This is a genomic window from Agreia sp. Leaf210 (assembly GCF_001421485.1).
Classification (GTDB): Bacteria; Actinomycetota; Actinomycetes; order Actinomycetales; family Microbacteriaceae; genus Agreia.
The window spans coordinates 351,986-367,090 of record NZ_LMKK01000001.1 but is presented as its reverse complement, the minus strand read 5'-3'; the positions used below and the strand labels follow the sequence as shown (position 1 = coordinate 367,090).

13 protein-coding genes are annotated in these 15,105 nt (G+C 63.4%); 6 read left to right on the top strand and 7 right to left on the bottom strand.

The genetic code is table 11. From position 1 onward, the window contains the following. Window positions 1-18: 18 nt before the first annotated feature. Window positions 19-567: a DUF3515 family protein gene (locus tag ASE64_RS01765; protein WP_082465828.1), complete on the bottom strand. Its 549-nt coding sequence runs from the start codon at window positions 565-567 to the stop codon at window positions 19-21. Window positions 568-590: 23 nt separating this feature from the next. On the opposite strand from ASE64_RS01765, the gene ASE64_RS01760 reads away from it, so the two are divergent. Next, entirely contained in the window at window positions 591-1,691 is a 1,101-nt protein-coding gene (locus ASE64_RS01760) for a thiamine-phosphate kinase (protein ID WP_442853825.1), read from the top strand. A 4-nt stretch (window positions 1,692-1,695) separates the two neighbouring features. On the opposite strand, the gene rsmD is transcribed toward ASE64_RS01760, so the two are convergent. Then, on the bottom strand, window positions 1,696-2,265 hold the full coding sequence (gene rsmD / locus ASE64_RS01755; protein WP_055775069.1) for a 16S rRNA (guanine(966)-N(2))-methyltransferase RsmD: 570 nt from the start codon (window positions 2,263-2,265) through the stop codon (window positions 1,696-1,698). 88 nt (window positions 2,266-2,353) lie between these two features. On the opposite strand from rsmD, the gene ASE64_RS01750 reads away from it, so the two are divergent. The 3 genes from ASE64_RS01750 to ASE64_RS17900 all read left to right on the top strand — a co-directional run bounded on the left by ASE64_RS01750 (window position 2,354) and on the right by ASE64_RS17900 (window position 6,355). Continuing rightward, the gene (locus ASE64_RS01750; RefSeq protein WP_055775066.1) at window positions 2,354-4,564 is read left to right on the top strand and encodes an ATP-dependent DNA helicase RecG; all 2,211 of its coding nucleotides are present in this window, start codon (window positions 2,354-2,356) and stop codon (window positions 4,562-4,564) included. Between the two features lie 110 nt (window positions 4,565-4,674). Beyond that, window positions 4,675-5,568, top strand: a complete 894-nt coding sequence (locus ASE64_RS01745; RefSeq protein WP_055775063.1) for a helix-turn-helix domain-containing protein — start codon at window positions 4,675-4,677, stop codon at window positions 5,566-5,568. A gap of 229 nt (window positions 5,569-5,797) precedes the next feature. After that, window positions 5,798-6,355, top strand: coding sequence for a GNAT family N-acetyltransferase (locus ASE64_RS17900; RefSeq protein ID WP_082465827.1), 558 nt, complete (start codon window positions 5,798-5,800; stop codon window positions 6,353-6,355). 562 nt (window positions 6,356-6,917) lie between these two features. Here ASE64_RS17900 and ASE64_RS01740 read toward each other — a convergent pair. Then, window positions 6,918-7,901 (bottom strand): aldo/keto reductase, encoded by a 984-nt coding sequence (locus tag ASE64_RS01740; RefSeq protein WP_055775061.1) that lies wholly within the window; start codon window positions 7,899-7,901, stop codon window positions 6,918-6,920. A gap of 88 nt (window positions 7,902-7,989) precedes the next feature. Here ASE64_RS01740 and ASE64_RS01735 point away from each other — a divergent pair, with 88 nt between their 5' ends. Then, entirely contained in the window at window positions 7,990-8,403 is a 414-nt protein-coding gene (locus tag ASE64_RS01735) for a MerR family transcriptional regulator (protein ID WP_055775058.1), read from the top strand. A gap of 133 nt (window positions 8,404-8,536) precedes the next feature. Here ASE64_RS01735 and ASE64_RS01730 read toward each other — a convergent pair whose 3' ends face one another. From ASE64_RS01730 to ASE64_RS01710, 4 genes are all read right to left on the bottom strand, one after another. Further along, a complete protein-coding gene (locus tag ASE64_RS01730; RefSeq protein WP_055775054.1) occupies window positions 8,537-8,917 on the bottom strand; it encodes a nuclear transport factor 2 family protein in 381 nt (126 codons plus the stop codon). A gap of 2,028 nt (window positions 8,918-10,945) precedes the next feature. Further along, window positions 10,946-11,518: a hypothetical protein gene (locus ASE64_RS01720; RefSeq protein WP_156351594.1), complete on the bottom strand. Its 573-nt coding sequence runs from the start codon at window positions 11,516-11,518 to the stop codon at window positions 10,946-10,948. A 653-nt stretch (window positions 11,519-12,171) separates the two neighbouring features. After that, window positions 12,172-12,948, bottom strand: coding sequence for an L-threonylcarbamoyladenylate synthase (locus tag ASE64_RS01715; protein ID WP_055775044.1), 777 nt, complete (start codon window positions 12,946-12,948; stop codon window positions 12,172-12,174). Window positions 12,949-13,548: 600 nt separating this feature from the next. Next, window positions 13,549-13,917, bottom strand: a complete 369-nt coding sequence (locus ASE64_RS01710) for a hypothetical protein (protein ID WP_055775042.1) — start codon at window positions 13,915-13,917, stop codon at window positions 13,549-13,551. 555 nt (window positions 13,918-14,472) lie between these two features. Between ASE64_RS01710 and ASE64_RS17025 the strand changes: the two genes are divergently transcribed. After that, window positions 14,473-15,090: a hypothetical protein gene (locus ASE64_RS17025; protein ID WP_235480465.1), complete on the top strand. Its 618-nt coding sequence runs from the start codon at window positions 14,473-14,475 to the stop codon at window positions 15,088-15,090. Window positions 15,091-15,105: the final 15 nt, after the last annotated feature.

Here is a 15,105-nt window from a genome sequence, read left to right as displayed (position 1 = left end):
TGCTCTTGTCTGTGGAGGTCAGCCGGCCGACGGAGCGTCGGTAGGCAGGTCGAGTGTGTCTTCGGCCCCGAGGCACTTGTGGGTCTGCGGGATCTTCGAGATGGACGGACCGAGGTCGACCAGGGTGGAGGTGCCCGAGACCACGTCGTAGTTGACGATCACCTCGGTCGTGGGAACCCGCCCATAGGTGACGAAGCGGTAGTTCGGCTTGTTCGAGTCGTCTTCGACCCAGTCGATGCCATTGATGTTGATGCACGGCAGTGTCGTCGGCCCCTGGGGCGGTATTCCGCAGCGCAGCAGGATGCTCGCAGGCGAGCCCCACGCCGCCGTCGCCTGGGCATCGGTCTGGCGGATGTCTTGATTCTCGGCGTCGCTCGGCAGCACGAGGGGCAGGCTCACGATGATGTCGGCGCACGCCGGGTCGGCCGCTGATTCTGCAGGCTCGAGCGAGACGGTCTGGGCGCAGGCGCTGAGGCCGACGACGATGAACCCCATCGCGAGAAAGGCGGCTGTGCGGCGGGCGGCTGTTCGGACCGCATTTGGCCGCGCGAGAGGTGGTCGAGACATCCTCCACAGGCTACCGTTTGCAGGTGACAGAAACCTCCGCGCAGCCCGACGGTCGGCCGTCCTCCGCCCTGCCCGTCTCCGCCCCCGGCGAGACCGTGACCTCACTCGGCGAGCGCGAGACGCTGCGCCGCATCGTGCGCCGCCTGCCTCGAACCCGGGCCGAGCTTCTCGGGCCCGGAGATGACGCGGCGGTGGTGGCCGCCCCCGACGGGCGAACCGTTCTGACCACCGACATGATGGTGCAGGGCCCCGACTTCAGGCTCGCCTGGTCGACGCCCTATGAGCTCGGCTGGAAGGCCGCCGTGTCGAACCTCGCCGACGTTGCCGCCATGGGCGCCGTCCCGACCGCGCTGCTCGTCGCCCTCGCCGCCCCAGCCGACACCCCCGTCGCCGTGCTCGAGCAGTTCGCCGACGGCATGCGCGACGCGTGCGCCGACCTCGCCCCGGGGTGCGGCGTCGTCGGCGGCGACCTGTCGACGGCCGGGGCGCTGACCATCACCGTGACGGCGATCGGCGATCTCGAGGGCCGCGACCCCGTCGTGCGCTCCGGCGCCGCGGTCGGCGACGACCTCGCGATCGCCGGGTCGCTCGGACTCGCGGGCGCCGGTGTCTGGCTCCTGTATCGAGACGGCTCCACAGACGCGGATGCCGAGGGTGGGCGGGAGCCCGACGCGCGACGGGCGCGCGTCGTGCGCCACGAGCATCCGGAGCTTGTGCGCGAACAGGTCGCGCCTCGATCGCCGATCGGGCTGGGTGTCGCCGCATCCGACGCCGGGGCCACGGCGATGCTGGATGTGTCGGACGGGCTGGTGCTCGACGCGTCACGCATCGCAGACGCGAGTGAGGTGACGATCGAGTTGCACGCCGACGCGATCGACGCCGAAGCGGCCGGGCTCGTCGCGATCGACCCTGTCGTCGGCCGTCGCGCCGCGGACTTCGTGCTGACCGGGGGAGAGGACCATTCGCTCTTGGCGACGTTCCCCGCAGGCCGCGCCCCGGAGGGATTCCGGGTCATCGGAACGGTTCGGCAGCGGGGCGCGCGTGCCGTGACGGTCGGAGGGGCGGCTTACGAACGCCCTGGCGGATGGGACCCCTACGCCGACTGGGACGGCGCGGCGGGCTAGTGACTCAGACGGGAGAGATCCACCACAGGGTCGTCTCGCCGTAGTCCTTGCGGCGGTCGAGTTCGAGGCCCTCGGGCAGCGTCGGCTGCGGCGAGCGTGCGCTGCGCTCGACGACCACCACCGCATCGGGGGAGAGCTGGCCGACGAGGGCGTCGAGATTTTGGGCGAGCTCGTCGTCGCCCAGCTCGTAGGGCGGATCGATGAAGACGATGTCGACGATGCCGCGGTCGGACGAAGCCCCGAGGTAGCTCGACACCGAGCTCGCCTGCACGTCGATGCGGGGAGCCGGCTTCGGCGCTCCCTGCTGAAGAAGGCGAGCGTTCTCGCGGCAGACCTTGGCCGCTGCCGGGTTCTTCTCCACGAGAATGACCGTGGCGGCGCCGCGGCTGGCCGCCTCGAGCCCCAGCGCGCCTGACCCGGCATAGAGGTCGAGCACTGTCGAGCCGGGGAGCACATCGCGGGCCTCGAGCGCGGAGAACACGGCCTCGCGCACGCGGTCGCTGGTCGGTCGGGTGCCCGAGCGGGGAACGGCGATGCGCCTCGATCCGGCGTATCCGGCGATGATGCGGGTCATGCGAACACTCCCTGACAGCGAGCGGAGACGCACGAACGGATCATGCCTGCATGTTATCCGTGTCGGCGGTCGCACCTAGAATCGCCGTATGACCGCGCCGGATACTGTCTCGCCGCACGGCGGCAGCATCCTCGATGCCAAGCTCACCTCCGGCAGCCTGGGCGGCAAGACGGCTACTCCACTCGCCAAGACGCTCGGCATCGTCACCGTCGGCGATCTGCTGAGCCACTACCCCCGCCGTTACGTGAAGCGCGGAGAGCTCACTGCGCTCGATCAGTTGCCGCTCGGCGAGAACGTCACGATCGTGGCCGAGGTGCGCACCGTCAAGAAGCGCACGATGAAGTCGCGCCACGGCTCGATTCTCGAGGTGAGCATCTCCGACGGCCAGGGCTTCTTGACGCTCACCTTCTTCAATCAGGCGTGGCGCGAGGCTCAGTTGCCCGTCGGCGCTCGCGGCATCTTCACCGGCAAGGTGTCCGACTATCGGGGCGCCCTGCAGCTCGCGCACCCCGACTACGAGATGTTCGACGACATCCAACTCAAAGACGGTGCGGCCGCCACCTCGAAGTGGCTCGAGCAGCCCATTCCCATCTACCCCGCGAGTGGCAGCATCGCGAGTTGGCAGATCGCCAGCACGGTGGCGCTCATCCTCGACGGGCTCGGCGATGTTCCCGACCCCGTTCCGGCCGTCGTCGCCGACGAACGCGGCCTCCTCTCTTACCGGCAGGCGCTCGAGCTCGTCCATCGGCCCACCAAGACCTCCGACTGGCAGCGGGCGCGCGACGCCCTGCGCTTTCACGAGGCCTTCGTTCTTCAGGCGGCCCTGCTCGAGCAGCGCCGTCTCGCCCACCAGCACGAGGCTGTGCCCCGCGTGCCGAAGCCGGGCGGCTTCCTCGAACGCTTCGACAAGCAGCTGTCTTTCACCCTCACGGGCGACCAGCAGCTGGTGGGCCGCGAGATCGCCGACGACATGGCACGCAACGAGCCTATGAACAGGCTGGTGCAGGGCGAGGTCGGCTCGGGTAAGACCATCGTGGCGCTCAGGGCCATGCTGGCCACCGCCGACTCGGGCGGGCAGTCGGCCCTGCTCGCGCCGACCGAGGTCCTGGCGTCGCAGCACCTGCGCTCCATCGTGCGTGCTCTCGGCCCCGACCTCGCCGCAGAGCTCATTCCCACGCTGCACACCGGTCAGATGCCCACCGCCGATCGGCGCAAGGCGCTGCTGCGCATGGTCTCGGGTCAGGCGCGCATCGTCGTGGGCACGCACGCGCTGCTCGGCGACAAGGTCACGTTCTACGACCTCGGCCTGGTCGTCGTCGATGAGCAGCACCGCTTCGGCGTCGATCAGCGCGACGATCTGCGCCGCAAGGGGGCCACCCCGCCGCACGTGCTGGTGCTCACAGCAACGCCGATTCCTCGCACCGTGGCCATGACGGTCTTCGGCGACCTCGATGTGTCGACCATCGCCGAACTCCCCGCCGGGCGACAGGGCATCGAGACGTTCGTCGTTCCGCTGGCCGAGAAGCCCACGTGGAGCTCCCGCATCTGGACCCGCATGGCCGAAGAGCTCGCACTCGGGCGTCAGGCGTTCGTCGTGTGTCCGGCCATCGACGCGGCAGCCAGTGAAGACCCGGCGGGCGATGAGCCGCTCGACGAACCGGCCGAGGCCGCGGGGCCAGTCCGGCCCGTCGCATCCGTCGAGGCCATCACGGCGCTCGTCAAGGCCAACCCGGCGCTCGCGGGCGCCAGAGTCGCCCCGCTGCACGGCCGCATGCCGAGCGACGAGAAAGAGGTGGTGATGCGCGCGTTCGCCGAGGGGTCGCTCGACATCATCGTGGCGACCACGGTCATCGAGGTCGGCGTCGACGTGCCGAACGCCTCCACCATGGTCGTGATGGATGCCGAACGCTTCGGCGTCTCGCAACTGCATCAGCTGCGGGGTCGCGTGGGTCGCGGCGGGGTGCCGGGCCTGTGCCTGCTGGTCACGAACGCCGAGCTCGAGAGCGTGGCCCGGCAGAGGGTCGACGCCGTCGCCTCGACGCTCGACGGCTTCGAGCTCGCCCAGGTCGACCTCGAGCTGCGCCGCGAGGGCAACGTGCTGGGCCGCAACCAGTCGGGCGGCAAGTCCAGCCTGCGCCTGCTTCGGGTGACCACCGACGGCGACCTCATCACCGATGCGCGCATGGCGGCGTCGCTCATCATCGATGAAGACCCGGGCTTCGGGGCGCATCCGGCGCTGCGCCAGGCGCTCGACAGGCGGCTGCGCGAGGTCGAGGCGGAGTTCCTCGTCAAGAGCTGACGCGACGCCCGGAGAGAAAGCCCTATGTCTGGGCCTCGCCAGCTTGCACCTGCCGTAGCGTCATGTGATCTGCTGGAAGCATGTCCCCGTCCCACTCCGAGAGGTCCCCCATGCACCCGTTCCCGACTCCGCCCCGACAGGTCCTCATCGGCGACGCCGCGGCGTTCGTCGGCGTCACTCCTCGGACGATCCGCCACTACCACCAGGTCGGGCTGTTGCCCGAGCGGGAGCGGGGCGGCGACGGCCGACGTCGGTATGGCTACGAGGAGATCATCCGCCTGCTCTGGATCCGCCGCATGGCCGACGCAGGCATCGCGCTCGACGACATCCGCGACGCCTTCGAGAGCGCCGCTCCGAGCCTTGCCGACGACGAAGATGAGGTCGCAGGCGTCCTTGCCCGATTGGAGGACGCCCTCGCCGAGCAGGAAGCGGAGCTGCAGCGCAAGCGCGCCTCGGTGCAGCGAATGCGTGCACTCGGTAGTCGTCTGGGGCTGCTCGACGATCTCGTTTCGAACCGCCTCGAGGGCGCCCCCGAGGGCTCGCTGCGTCAGGACGACCTCGACACCCTGCTGGTCACCGAGCGCATCTTCGGTCCGCTCGGCGCCGCCGTGCAGGCCGGCCGTTTTCTCGCCCTCGCCCTCGACCCCGCGCTGCGAGCGGAGTCCGACCGCGTCGACGCCACAGAGAACACCTTGGACGACACGGTCGCCGTCGACAGCCCCCGGGTGACCGAGGTTGCAAACGAACGGCACGCGTTCGAAACCAAGCTGATGCGCGTCATAGAGGAGTCCGGTCAGGCGGAGGAGGACGATGCTCTCTTCGACGCCTGGGACGAACTGCACCCGACCGAGAACGCCGATCCGGCGCCCGACACGACGAGAGACTCTCGTGCGAAGAACGCGGCGAAGATCATCCGAAGCATGCCCTACGACTTCTCCCCGGCCCGCCTGCGGTCTATGGAGCTGGCGGTTCAGCTCGGCGCCTCGGAGGCGTCGGCGACCTAGCCGGCGCTGAATGGAGATGGGTCGTCATCGCTGCACAGCAGAGAATGTCACGTCTCCCATCCCTTGGGTTTCGAGTCGCTGAATCGTGTTGCCGATAGGGCACCCTTCCGGGCAATTAAGTCGGGCGGGGTAAACGGGCATCCCACCAACGACGCGGGCGCGGCATCGCGATTGAATGTGAAGTGCCCGTTGAGGGACCGTCTTACGGGCACTACTAGCATTGCCGAACATGGAGCCGTACCCACTATCAACGAGACGCTTCGTGCTCGACCAACCGAGCGCAACGGACGTGGATCGAATTAGCGTCTATTGCACGGACTTGGTGTTCCGGGATTTCATGACGACTCCTTGGCCGTACGAACGAGAGCATGCCGAATACTTCGTCAATGATTTCGTGCCGACAGGCTGGTCGAGCGGCCGTGAATGGACCTGGGCAATCCGAGACGGCGTCGGCCAACCGCTCCTGGGTGTCGTTGGGGTCCGCATGAACACCGGCATGGTGGGTTACTGGCTCGGCCGCCCACATCGCGGACGCGGGGTCATGCCAGAAGCACTCGCCGCGGCAATAGAAGCAGTTTTCCAACAGACAGGGCGTTCTGAAGTTCTATGGGAGTGCGTGGTGGGCAATATCGCTTCATCGAGAGTCGCCCGCAAGGTCGGCTTCCGATACACAGGAGAAGCGTCAGGGATCGTTCCGGGGCGCGATGGTTCCGCGGTTCGCTCGTGGACAGGAACGTTGGGTCGCGCTGACGACCGTATCCCTCAGAACGGTTGGCCCGCTGGCTAAGTGCCCGTTGAAGGATCCCTCAGCGGGCACTCGGTCTCGGTGTGGTCAGTAGGTGCCCGTGAGACCACCGGCTCACGGGCGGCTCGAGGTCGGCAAAGGCTCGTCATTTACGGTCGGCGGTGACGCCTGAGAAGAAACGCTATGGCGACCAGAGACACGAGCACGCCAGCTAAGCCCACGATCCACATGCCGTTGGTCACAAGCAAGGCGAGTTTGGAGCCAAAGTAGTTGTGGACGTGCGCAACTACTAGAGCGGTAGTCGCTGCGGCGGCTGCAGCCACCAGTATGTATAGCCAGCTTCTTACTCTCATTGGTCACACATTATTTGATCGCGCCGCCAACGCATGGGTAAGCGACTATGCGTGCACGTAAAACGATCGTCTTGCGGGTGGGCTTCAACCGTCACTACTCGATCACAGAATGCCGCCATCTAGCAATCGACTTCACACACACTTAAGGACAACAGGCCTAGATCAAAAGTGCCGCGCTCAGACCGGAAACGATCGATTCTGAACAAGCTCCGCTCGTTGGAGGATCTCACCAGCTCTGCACCAGGTGTGAGTCAGCCGCGGTCTCGCGCCATCCCTGCTTCGGTATTGCGGGTTCCGACGGCCACGCCGTGCGGTGAGGCAGCCTCGATCTGTTCGAGGTCGCTGGCGGTGAGCACAACGTCCGCGGCGGCGACGTTCTCCTCGACCCGCGACGCTTTCGTGGTGCCGGGAATCGGGACGGTGCCAGCCTGGATGAGCCACGCGAGTGCGAGCTGCGCGGTGGTGACGCCTTTCTCATCGGCGATGACCCCGAGCGCGTCGACGACGCGGAGGTTCGCGTCGATGGCTTCGTCCGAGAACCGGGGAAGGTTCCGGCGGGCGTCCCCCTCAGGCAGGTCGTCTTTCCGGGTGACGGTGCCGGAGAGAAACCCGCGGCCGAGCGGGGAAAACGGTACGAACCCGATGCCGAGCTCCGAGGCGGTGTCGAGGACGCCATTGTGCTCGGCGTCACGCTCGAAGAGGCTGTACTCGGACTGGATCGCTGTGATCGGGAACGTTGCGTGCGCCCGTCTCAGGGTTTCTGCTGAGGTTTCTGAGACGCCGATGTACCGGGCCTTGCCGGCGGCGACGGCTTCGCTCATTGCACCGATGGTGTCCTCGATCGGCACGTTCGGGTCGGCGCGGTGCAGATACCAGAGGTCGACGTGGTCGGCACCGAGGTGGCCGAGAGACCGGTCGATCGCGCGACGGGCATGCTCTGGGGACCCGTCAAGGCCGATCGGGGTGCCGTCGTCGGTGAAGTCTGTGGCGAACTTCGACGCGACGACCACCCGGTCCCGGTCGGCACCGAGAGCCCGGCCAAGCAACTGCTCGTTCTCGAACGGTCCGTACGCCTCTGCTGTGTCGAACAACGTGATCCCGAGGTCTAGTGCTCGGCGGATACCCTCGACGGAACCGGTTTCGGTGGCGCCGCCGTAGAAGGCACTCATCCCCATGCACCCGAGTCCGAGCGAGGACGTGACGAGGCCCTGGGAGCCGAGAGGAATCTGCTGCATGTGTGTTCTCCGTTCACCGCCGGGTCGACCCGGACGACCTAACTCTCGACCCTGGTGCGCACACCATGTCAAGTGGGAGACTCAGAGCATGCTTCTTCCGGAGGTCCACGTCGACCAGTCCGTCACGATCAGCGTCGCCGCGGAGTTACTCGGCATCACCGTCGACACGATCCGCTACTACGAGAAGGAAGGCATCGCACCCGCACCCGGCCGTAGTCCGGACGGTTGGCGTCGGTACGACACGGCTGCATTGAGTTGGCTTGCCGGAACAGTAATGCTCCGTGGCACGGGGATGAGCGTCCACGAGATGCGCGAGTACGCGGCCGCGTACCGGGCCGGCGCTGATGATGCTGAACGTCTGGCCCTCCTCGAACAGCACCACGCGGCCGTCCTCGACCGACAGGCCGAGGTTCAGCGGCATGTGGCTGCGCTGGAACGCAAGATCGCCGCGTACCGTCAGACCATTGCCACGACGAGTTCGAGCGCGCAACCCGCGGCATGACGTCACTATTCGCTTATCCATCGGCTTGCGGGCATCCCAGCTGAACTTGTAGCGATCGGCCAGTTTGCTGATGCCCTTTAGACGATCCGTTAACGGGCAACGGCATATCAACGGATAGATGGATGTCAGGGCGCTATTCAATCCCCACAACGGAACCTCCGACAACTTTCCATTGCCCATCGACGGTTTGCCATTCGCGGTGCCAGAGCAAGCGCATCTGAATCGGTGCACCATCTACACGTAGCACTGCGGTGGCTTCCGTATCAGTAGTGCCGCGTCCACCCGTCGTGACAGAGCGCCGTTCCAGTTCATCGATCCGTTCAAAGTTGGTCGTTCCCGTGCGATGTGACTCCAGGTCGGCCTCTTTGGTGATGGCGTGCCCTTGAGGCCCAACAAAAATCAGGTCATCAGAGATCAACTTGTCCAACGCGACAAGGTCGCTCGAACGCATGGCAGCCAACAGCTCGTCTTCGGCAGCATCTAGAGTCTGGCTAGCATCATCGGGAGAAGTCATTTCACGACCGTATCGTTGAAGGCAAGGCGTCCGTTAGCCGATCCCTCAACGAGTACTTGGTCTTGAGTCGATGAGCGAGTGCCCGTAAGACCACCGTCTTACGGGCACTATGACGTTAATTCGTGCAGACGTAAACTCGATCAATGCCGATCAGATTGATCCGAATGTTTCCCGACTGGGGCCATAACTGGCCCTTGTGGGAAGACGGCGGCCAAAATTACGCACTCACGCCAACTGACCTGAATCTCTCCAGTTCACTCACCTCCGACTTAAAGACGTGGATGGAGCTTTGGCGGACAAGGTTCTCGCCCGAGCGAGGCTGGAGCAGTTCGGCCGATGAAGAGCGATGGACAGCGCACGGAAGGGACCTCAGCGTTGCGCTTGCTGCTGAGCTGACGCCTGCCGCGAAGGTGAGCTTTGAATGGCAGAGTCGCGCCCGCTGAGGGATCGTTTGCGGACAGCTCGACAGAGCGGCGCGACCCGATAGATCCTTTCGGGGCCGCGCGCGGACCGGTCAACAAGGACTAATTGGGAGGAGCTATTGAGTACCCTCTTGCGTATTGGAACACCAGCCCTGCGGGTACATACCCGGTTAGGTCTTCAAAACGTGAGTCGGAGCGGAGCAGGTGTCCGGCATCAGTCACGATGCCATAGAACTTTCCGTTGACACTCACCACCGGGCCTCCTGAATCGCCTGGTTGCACGTTATGCCATTGATTGAATGCGGCGCGCGGTACGTTGGAGCGCGTCCACGCGGAGTCCGGGGGAATACTAGCTTCGCTAAATCGGCAGTCGAGGCCGCTTGTGGAGCCGCTGATGCAATACTGTTCGGCAATTGTTGGGACACCAGTTCCGGTCATCGGAATTGCCGTCGAAGCTTGCCTCTCGCCCGGTCGAAGGATGACCTTCCCGAATCCCCGAGGTGAGTAGGTGAAATTTACGCCAAAGCAATGTGGCCCAAAGGAGGTGGGGTGACAGTCATAGTGCCCATGCCGCTCCGGCTCTATTTTGAATAGCGACACGTCGATGTGCGGATCACGCGAGACCACAGAACCTACAACCGTCCGACCTACCAGAACAGCTTCACCTACTCGGTGTGCGCAGTGGCCAGCGATAATACCGAAGCGGGTCGCCCTAAACTTCGGATCGAAATATTCGAAATACCCTGGCCTCTTTGTTAGGACTACGCCCACGGTGCAGTCTCCACCCTCTCCTAGCCTGACCCGGGTACCTGCGACCACGGGCAGCTCTGTGCGTGACGGGGACACAAATTCGCTCTGATCCAGGTCTTTAGCTTGTTCACCCAGATCTGAGGGATCCAGCTGTTCTGTTCCGCCCGGGGGGTCGGTCTGTTCTGTTCCGCCTGGGGGGTCGGTCTGTTTGTTCCGCCTGGGGGGTCGGTCTGTTCTGTTCCGCCTGGGGGGTCGGTCTGTTCTGTTCCGCCTGGGGGGTCGGTCTGTTCTGTTCCGCCTGGGGAGTCGGTCTTCATCCCTCCATCAGAGCCATCCGATTGTTCGCTTGGAGCTGAAGGGTCAGCTTGTGCGGTTGTAGGAGCAGAAATTAGAGCGAGCATCACACAGGATGCGATAGCGACGGCCCGAGCGGATCTACCGATCCCAGACGAAAATATATACATGGGTATTCCTTTGCTACTTTGGCTCGATTTGCGTTACATCAGAACCTCCAGGGGTAATGCTTTGACCACGGCTAACGCAGTGACAGATGGAGATACATCCTCGTCACCCGAGCTCACCACGGCATCGTTGTCGTGAATGCCGAGACCGCCCGAGTTCAAGATCGATCAGACATCGCATGTGAGTCCGCCCCTAGATGTCGGACATCAGTGAAGAGTGCTGGCCTAGGAGTACTCGCCCTGGCAGCGGTTCCATTTCAAGAACGTTTCTGTCAGCAGCGACGATACCCAAGCCTTTGATGCCCTGAGCGACCGCATGAGACAAGCACGCATCATTCGCGCAAAAAACGAGACCAGATTTGACCCCGAATCAATCTGGTCTCGTGTCTTTGGGATCAGTTATTCCAGAATTGAAACCCCGGATACTTCACCGGGTGAATCTCGTCAAATCTCGACGTGTACTTGTAGATCTTGTTGACTTCGAGGTTGCTACACGGGTCCCACCCTTGACCGCCGATCGCATTACCGAAGTTTTCGCACGTCACCATGCTGAAGGAGCGCCTGGCTAGGGTGCCGTCGTAGGCCTGTCCGTAGAACGTCTTCATGAAGCCGAGCTTGCTTTCGCAGGTACCCTTGCCGCCGTTTGCTACTTTCACGACCAGGCCCGTGCCCACCATCCATGGGAAGTCCGTCAGGTCCACACCTTTTCCGTAGACACCGGCAGCGCTAGCAGAGTTCCAGGCGCCGCAGACCCGGTAGCCAGCTTGTGCATTGGCGGCCTGCGTCGGAGAGAACACGAAGGTGGCGGCAGTGATAGCCAGCACCGCCAATGCTCCGGAGAGAGGTCGTTTCAGTCGTTGAGGGATTCGCATTGTTTCTTTCTTCTTTCGGTGCTTTGTTAGTGGAACAACGACGCGTGCCTTCAGCCGTTGTGTTTTCGAAGCCGGCCGCAGGAGGACATAGATCACCCACGGTGCTCTCTCACGGCCGAATCAAGTTGGGCTTCGCTAAGAGGAAAGCCGAACTGTGCCGCGGTGCGCTCTGCCGCGAACAAACGTCAGTGGACTGCGTTTGATGAAGCGAACATGGCATTGAAACGTCCGCGTCTCTCGGGACGCGGTCAGTGCTGTCGCGGTAGACAAAGAGACTTGGAGGTGTCGTTCTTGGGCATCATTTGCCCCATCGGGCCATGATGCAAGAAGTCGGTTGTCCGGTCTCCTTCGCACGTTTGAGCAGACGACCACGATGTCCTTCAGTTCCTTCACACCCTCGCCGTCTGTACCCTTGCCGCGATTGAGCGAGTTTTCTTCTGGTTTGGAGTCGTCGGTACCATTCCCTGGTGCCTCTGTGGAAGTGAAATCTTCCATCGGTGAGCCGGTCGTGGCCACGAGGGCGGATCCGATCAATGCGCCAACGACTATCAGCGCCAGTACAGCAAGTGAGACAAGCACGGGGCGGTGCCGAGCGCCGGCCCAAAACACGTTTTTCATTGAGGATCTCCGGTCTGCCGTCGTGCTGATATTTGGAAGTGATACATGTGGCACGGAGATGCTGAGAGGACGTTGCTCCTTGACCTCTTGTCCGGCCACAGAAGGACCGGCTCAGTGCTTCATCTGCGGGCTTAGTAGTACTCGCCCTGGCGGTAGTTCCAGCTCGAGAACGTGTCGGCCAGCAGCGACATGATGCGGTCGACGGCCAGGCCCTTTCGAATGAGTACCGGCGTGGGCGTGATCGACCGCTGTCCGTTCTGCTCGGGGACGAGAGACCCGTATTCGTCGACCATCGATACCATGACGCCCTGCTCGTAGCGGGTGTCGGCGTTCTTGTCGGGCTGGATCGACGCAACGTAGTCGTCGGCCTCGATGATCACGTCGGCCGCTGCCAGGATGCGCTCGCCGACGCCGGCGACGACGCCTCGGTTGCCCTTCCCGGAAGGGTTTGCGGAGCTGGCGAAGGCGATCTTGCCGTGCTTCTCGTAGAGTTCGCGGGCGGCATTTTCTCCGGGGACACCGAACTTGATCACGAAGCACGACGTGCCTCGCGTGTCCATCATCAGTTCGTCTGCCCCGTCGGGCAGAACGGCCTTGCCGGTCTCACTCCACGGAAGGATGCAGCCGAGCAACACATCTTCGTTCCAGCAGGTCTCGTAGAGCGAATCGATCTCGGGGGTGAGCTGGGCCAGCTTGCGCAGCATCTCGAGAGAGCTCACCAGTACGACGCCCGGCTTGTTGCGGTTGCGCTCCTTGGCATCGAACTTACGTTCAAGGCCCTGACGATCGGTCGTCATGATGATGTAGCCGACTTTGGTGGGGACAACGGCGATGCCGCCATCTGCCGATAGCAGGTCGACTGCCTCGGTCGGCGTGCCGCTGGTCCAGTGGATGGGTGTGGTGCTCATCGGGTTCCATTCAGGGATCGTGGTGCTGTGAACAATGTGGAGCAAGCCTTCCGGCGATTTGACGATCTTGTTAGACGATCGTCTGAGTACGATGAGCGTATGTGAGAGCGCTCCACTAAGAACTCAAATGACGACTTTCGCGGCGTATGCCCAGCATTTATGCGGGAGAACCAAAGGTGCGCACCCTGCGTCAAAAGCTGCGAAATCGAAGAGTGCCGTCCGATACGAATTCGCAGAGTCGTTGACTGTGGACTCACACCGAAAACGATCGTTTGCGAGCAGGTCGACGTTGGCCCGATGTGAACCGCGAGTTTCCGGGGGTGGCTATCTGTGGACTTGATCGGTAAGTGGCGGTGTTCTGTGATCGCTCACTGGCGTGGTCGGGCTCGAGACCGTCTCGCATCCCATGGCTTTCGAGACAGATAGGTTACGAGACACCGAATGGGGGCTCGAGCAGAGGCGTTTGAGGATGCCCACAGTATTTCGGTCGCTTCAACGAAACGGGTATGCCTTGCTCGGTCTGTTTAGAACAGCAAAGACGTACGGCCAGAGATCGCATAATCGCATCCATTGGAGCGCGGGGCGAGGAAGGTCAAGATGTCACGCTCGATTCCATGGAGGCGACGGAATCTCGCTAGCCGGCTCGGGCCAGCCGATCGCCAGAACACACAACCCCACGACCACGGTGACGCTGAGGGCGGCCAATCCCACCGCTGTCGCGCGAGCCGGCCCGGACTGCCGCAGAGACCCGCCACGAAAGACAGCCACAGAAAGTCCCAAAAGAACGAGCCAGGTCAGTAGCGCGGCGGCCCCGAACGCGACACCGATCTGGCCTTCGCCCTCTTCCCAGTACCGCCGCTCGACGAAGCCACCGGACCAACCGAGTCCAGCAAGCGAAAAAGAGGCTGCCGCCAATACCCCACTAAGGGTCGCCACCACCCACAACACCATCCCGCCGACCACGCGCATTCATGCAGACTATTGCGTCGACTCGGCCCACCGTCCTACCGACCGCCGTGCCAGACACCAACTGGTGTTCCAACGCACCCAGATCAGATCAGATGCTCCTCATCCCATGGGTTTCGAAGCACTGAGGTTATGAGACACCGGAACGCTTGAGGAGTGCCATGCGGGTACCCGCAAGCCGATCATCTAACGGGCACTGGCGGGGCACTCCCGGACCGTTCCCGTGTCTCACAACCTCAGTGCCTCGAGAGCCATGGGATACGAAACGGGGCTTGTTCCCCCGGAAAATGGCCCATGAGACGCCTCGTCATGTTTGTGGCGGACTCAACGGGTCAGCACATCATGAGGACGGTGACTGAGCCTAGATAGCGCTGTGGTGCAGGGCGGAGGCCCACCACTACACCCGTCAAGAAAAGTGCCGCCTCGGCTGAGTCCCCACCGTTTAGAGGTAAAAGCAGCAGTCAGAGCGCTGGGAGCGACTGCGGGTCGCTTAATCTTTGGACGTCACCTAGCGTCGAGAGAGCTGGCAGGCAGCCCAGAGTCGAAGGAGTGGCGAACATGGGATCCGCACCGATGCGCTTTGCCGGATTTCTCCCGGAGGATGCACCTGACCCTCGTCTTGCGCAAGCCGAGAAAGTCAAGCTCATGCCGGTTCCGGTGCTGGGACTCGTGCCCCAACCATCGCTCGACGACATCAACATGGAGAGCACCACTATCTCCAGCGGTGACAGCGGAATGTCACAGATGTCAGTGAGTATCAATTACACGCTCTGGCGCAATCCACTCGATCATTCCGACCCCGTGAACCTCACAGAACTCGACGAGTCGACACGCCGAGCCTTCGACGGGCCGGCACCGCACCCTCGCCCGGCCTGGCTTGTTGAGCAAGTGGCTCGCATGCGTTATCCGATGCTGTGGGAAGCGGTGCGCACCTCGTGGCATCGTGAACCCACCGACTTCTCAACACCGTCGTATCTTCTCGTCGAGCATGCCAACTACATCCTGATGAATCGATTCCGCACAGAGCTGGGGTCTCGCAGACCTTCACGCCGATCGTTTCGCGGCTCGACTCACCGAACGCGCCGTCACCCCGCGGGCCACTGCGATCGTCGACGGCGTTCAGATGCCAGCGATCGAGATCGATACCGACCCGTTCGTCTACGCAATCGGGGTTGAACTTGCCCCCGACAC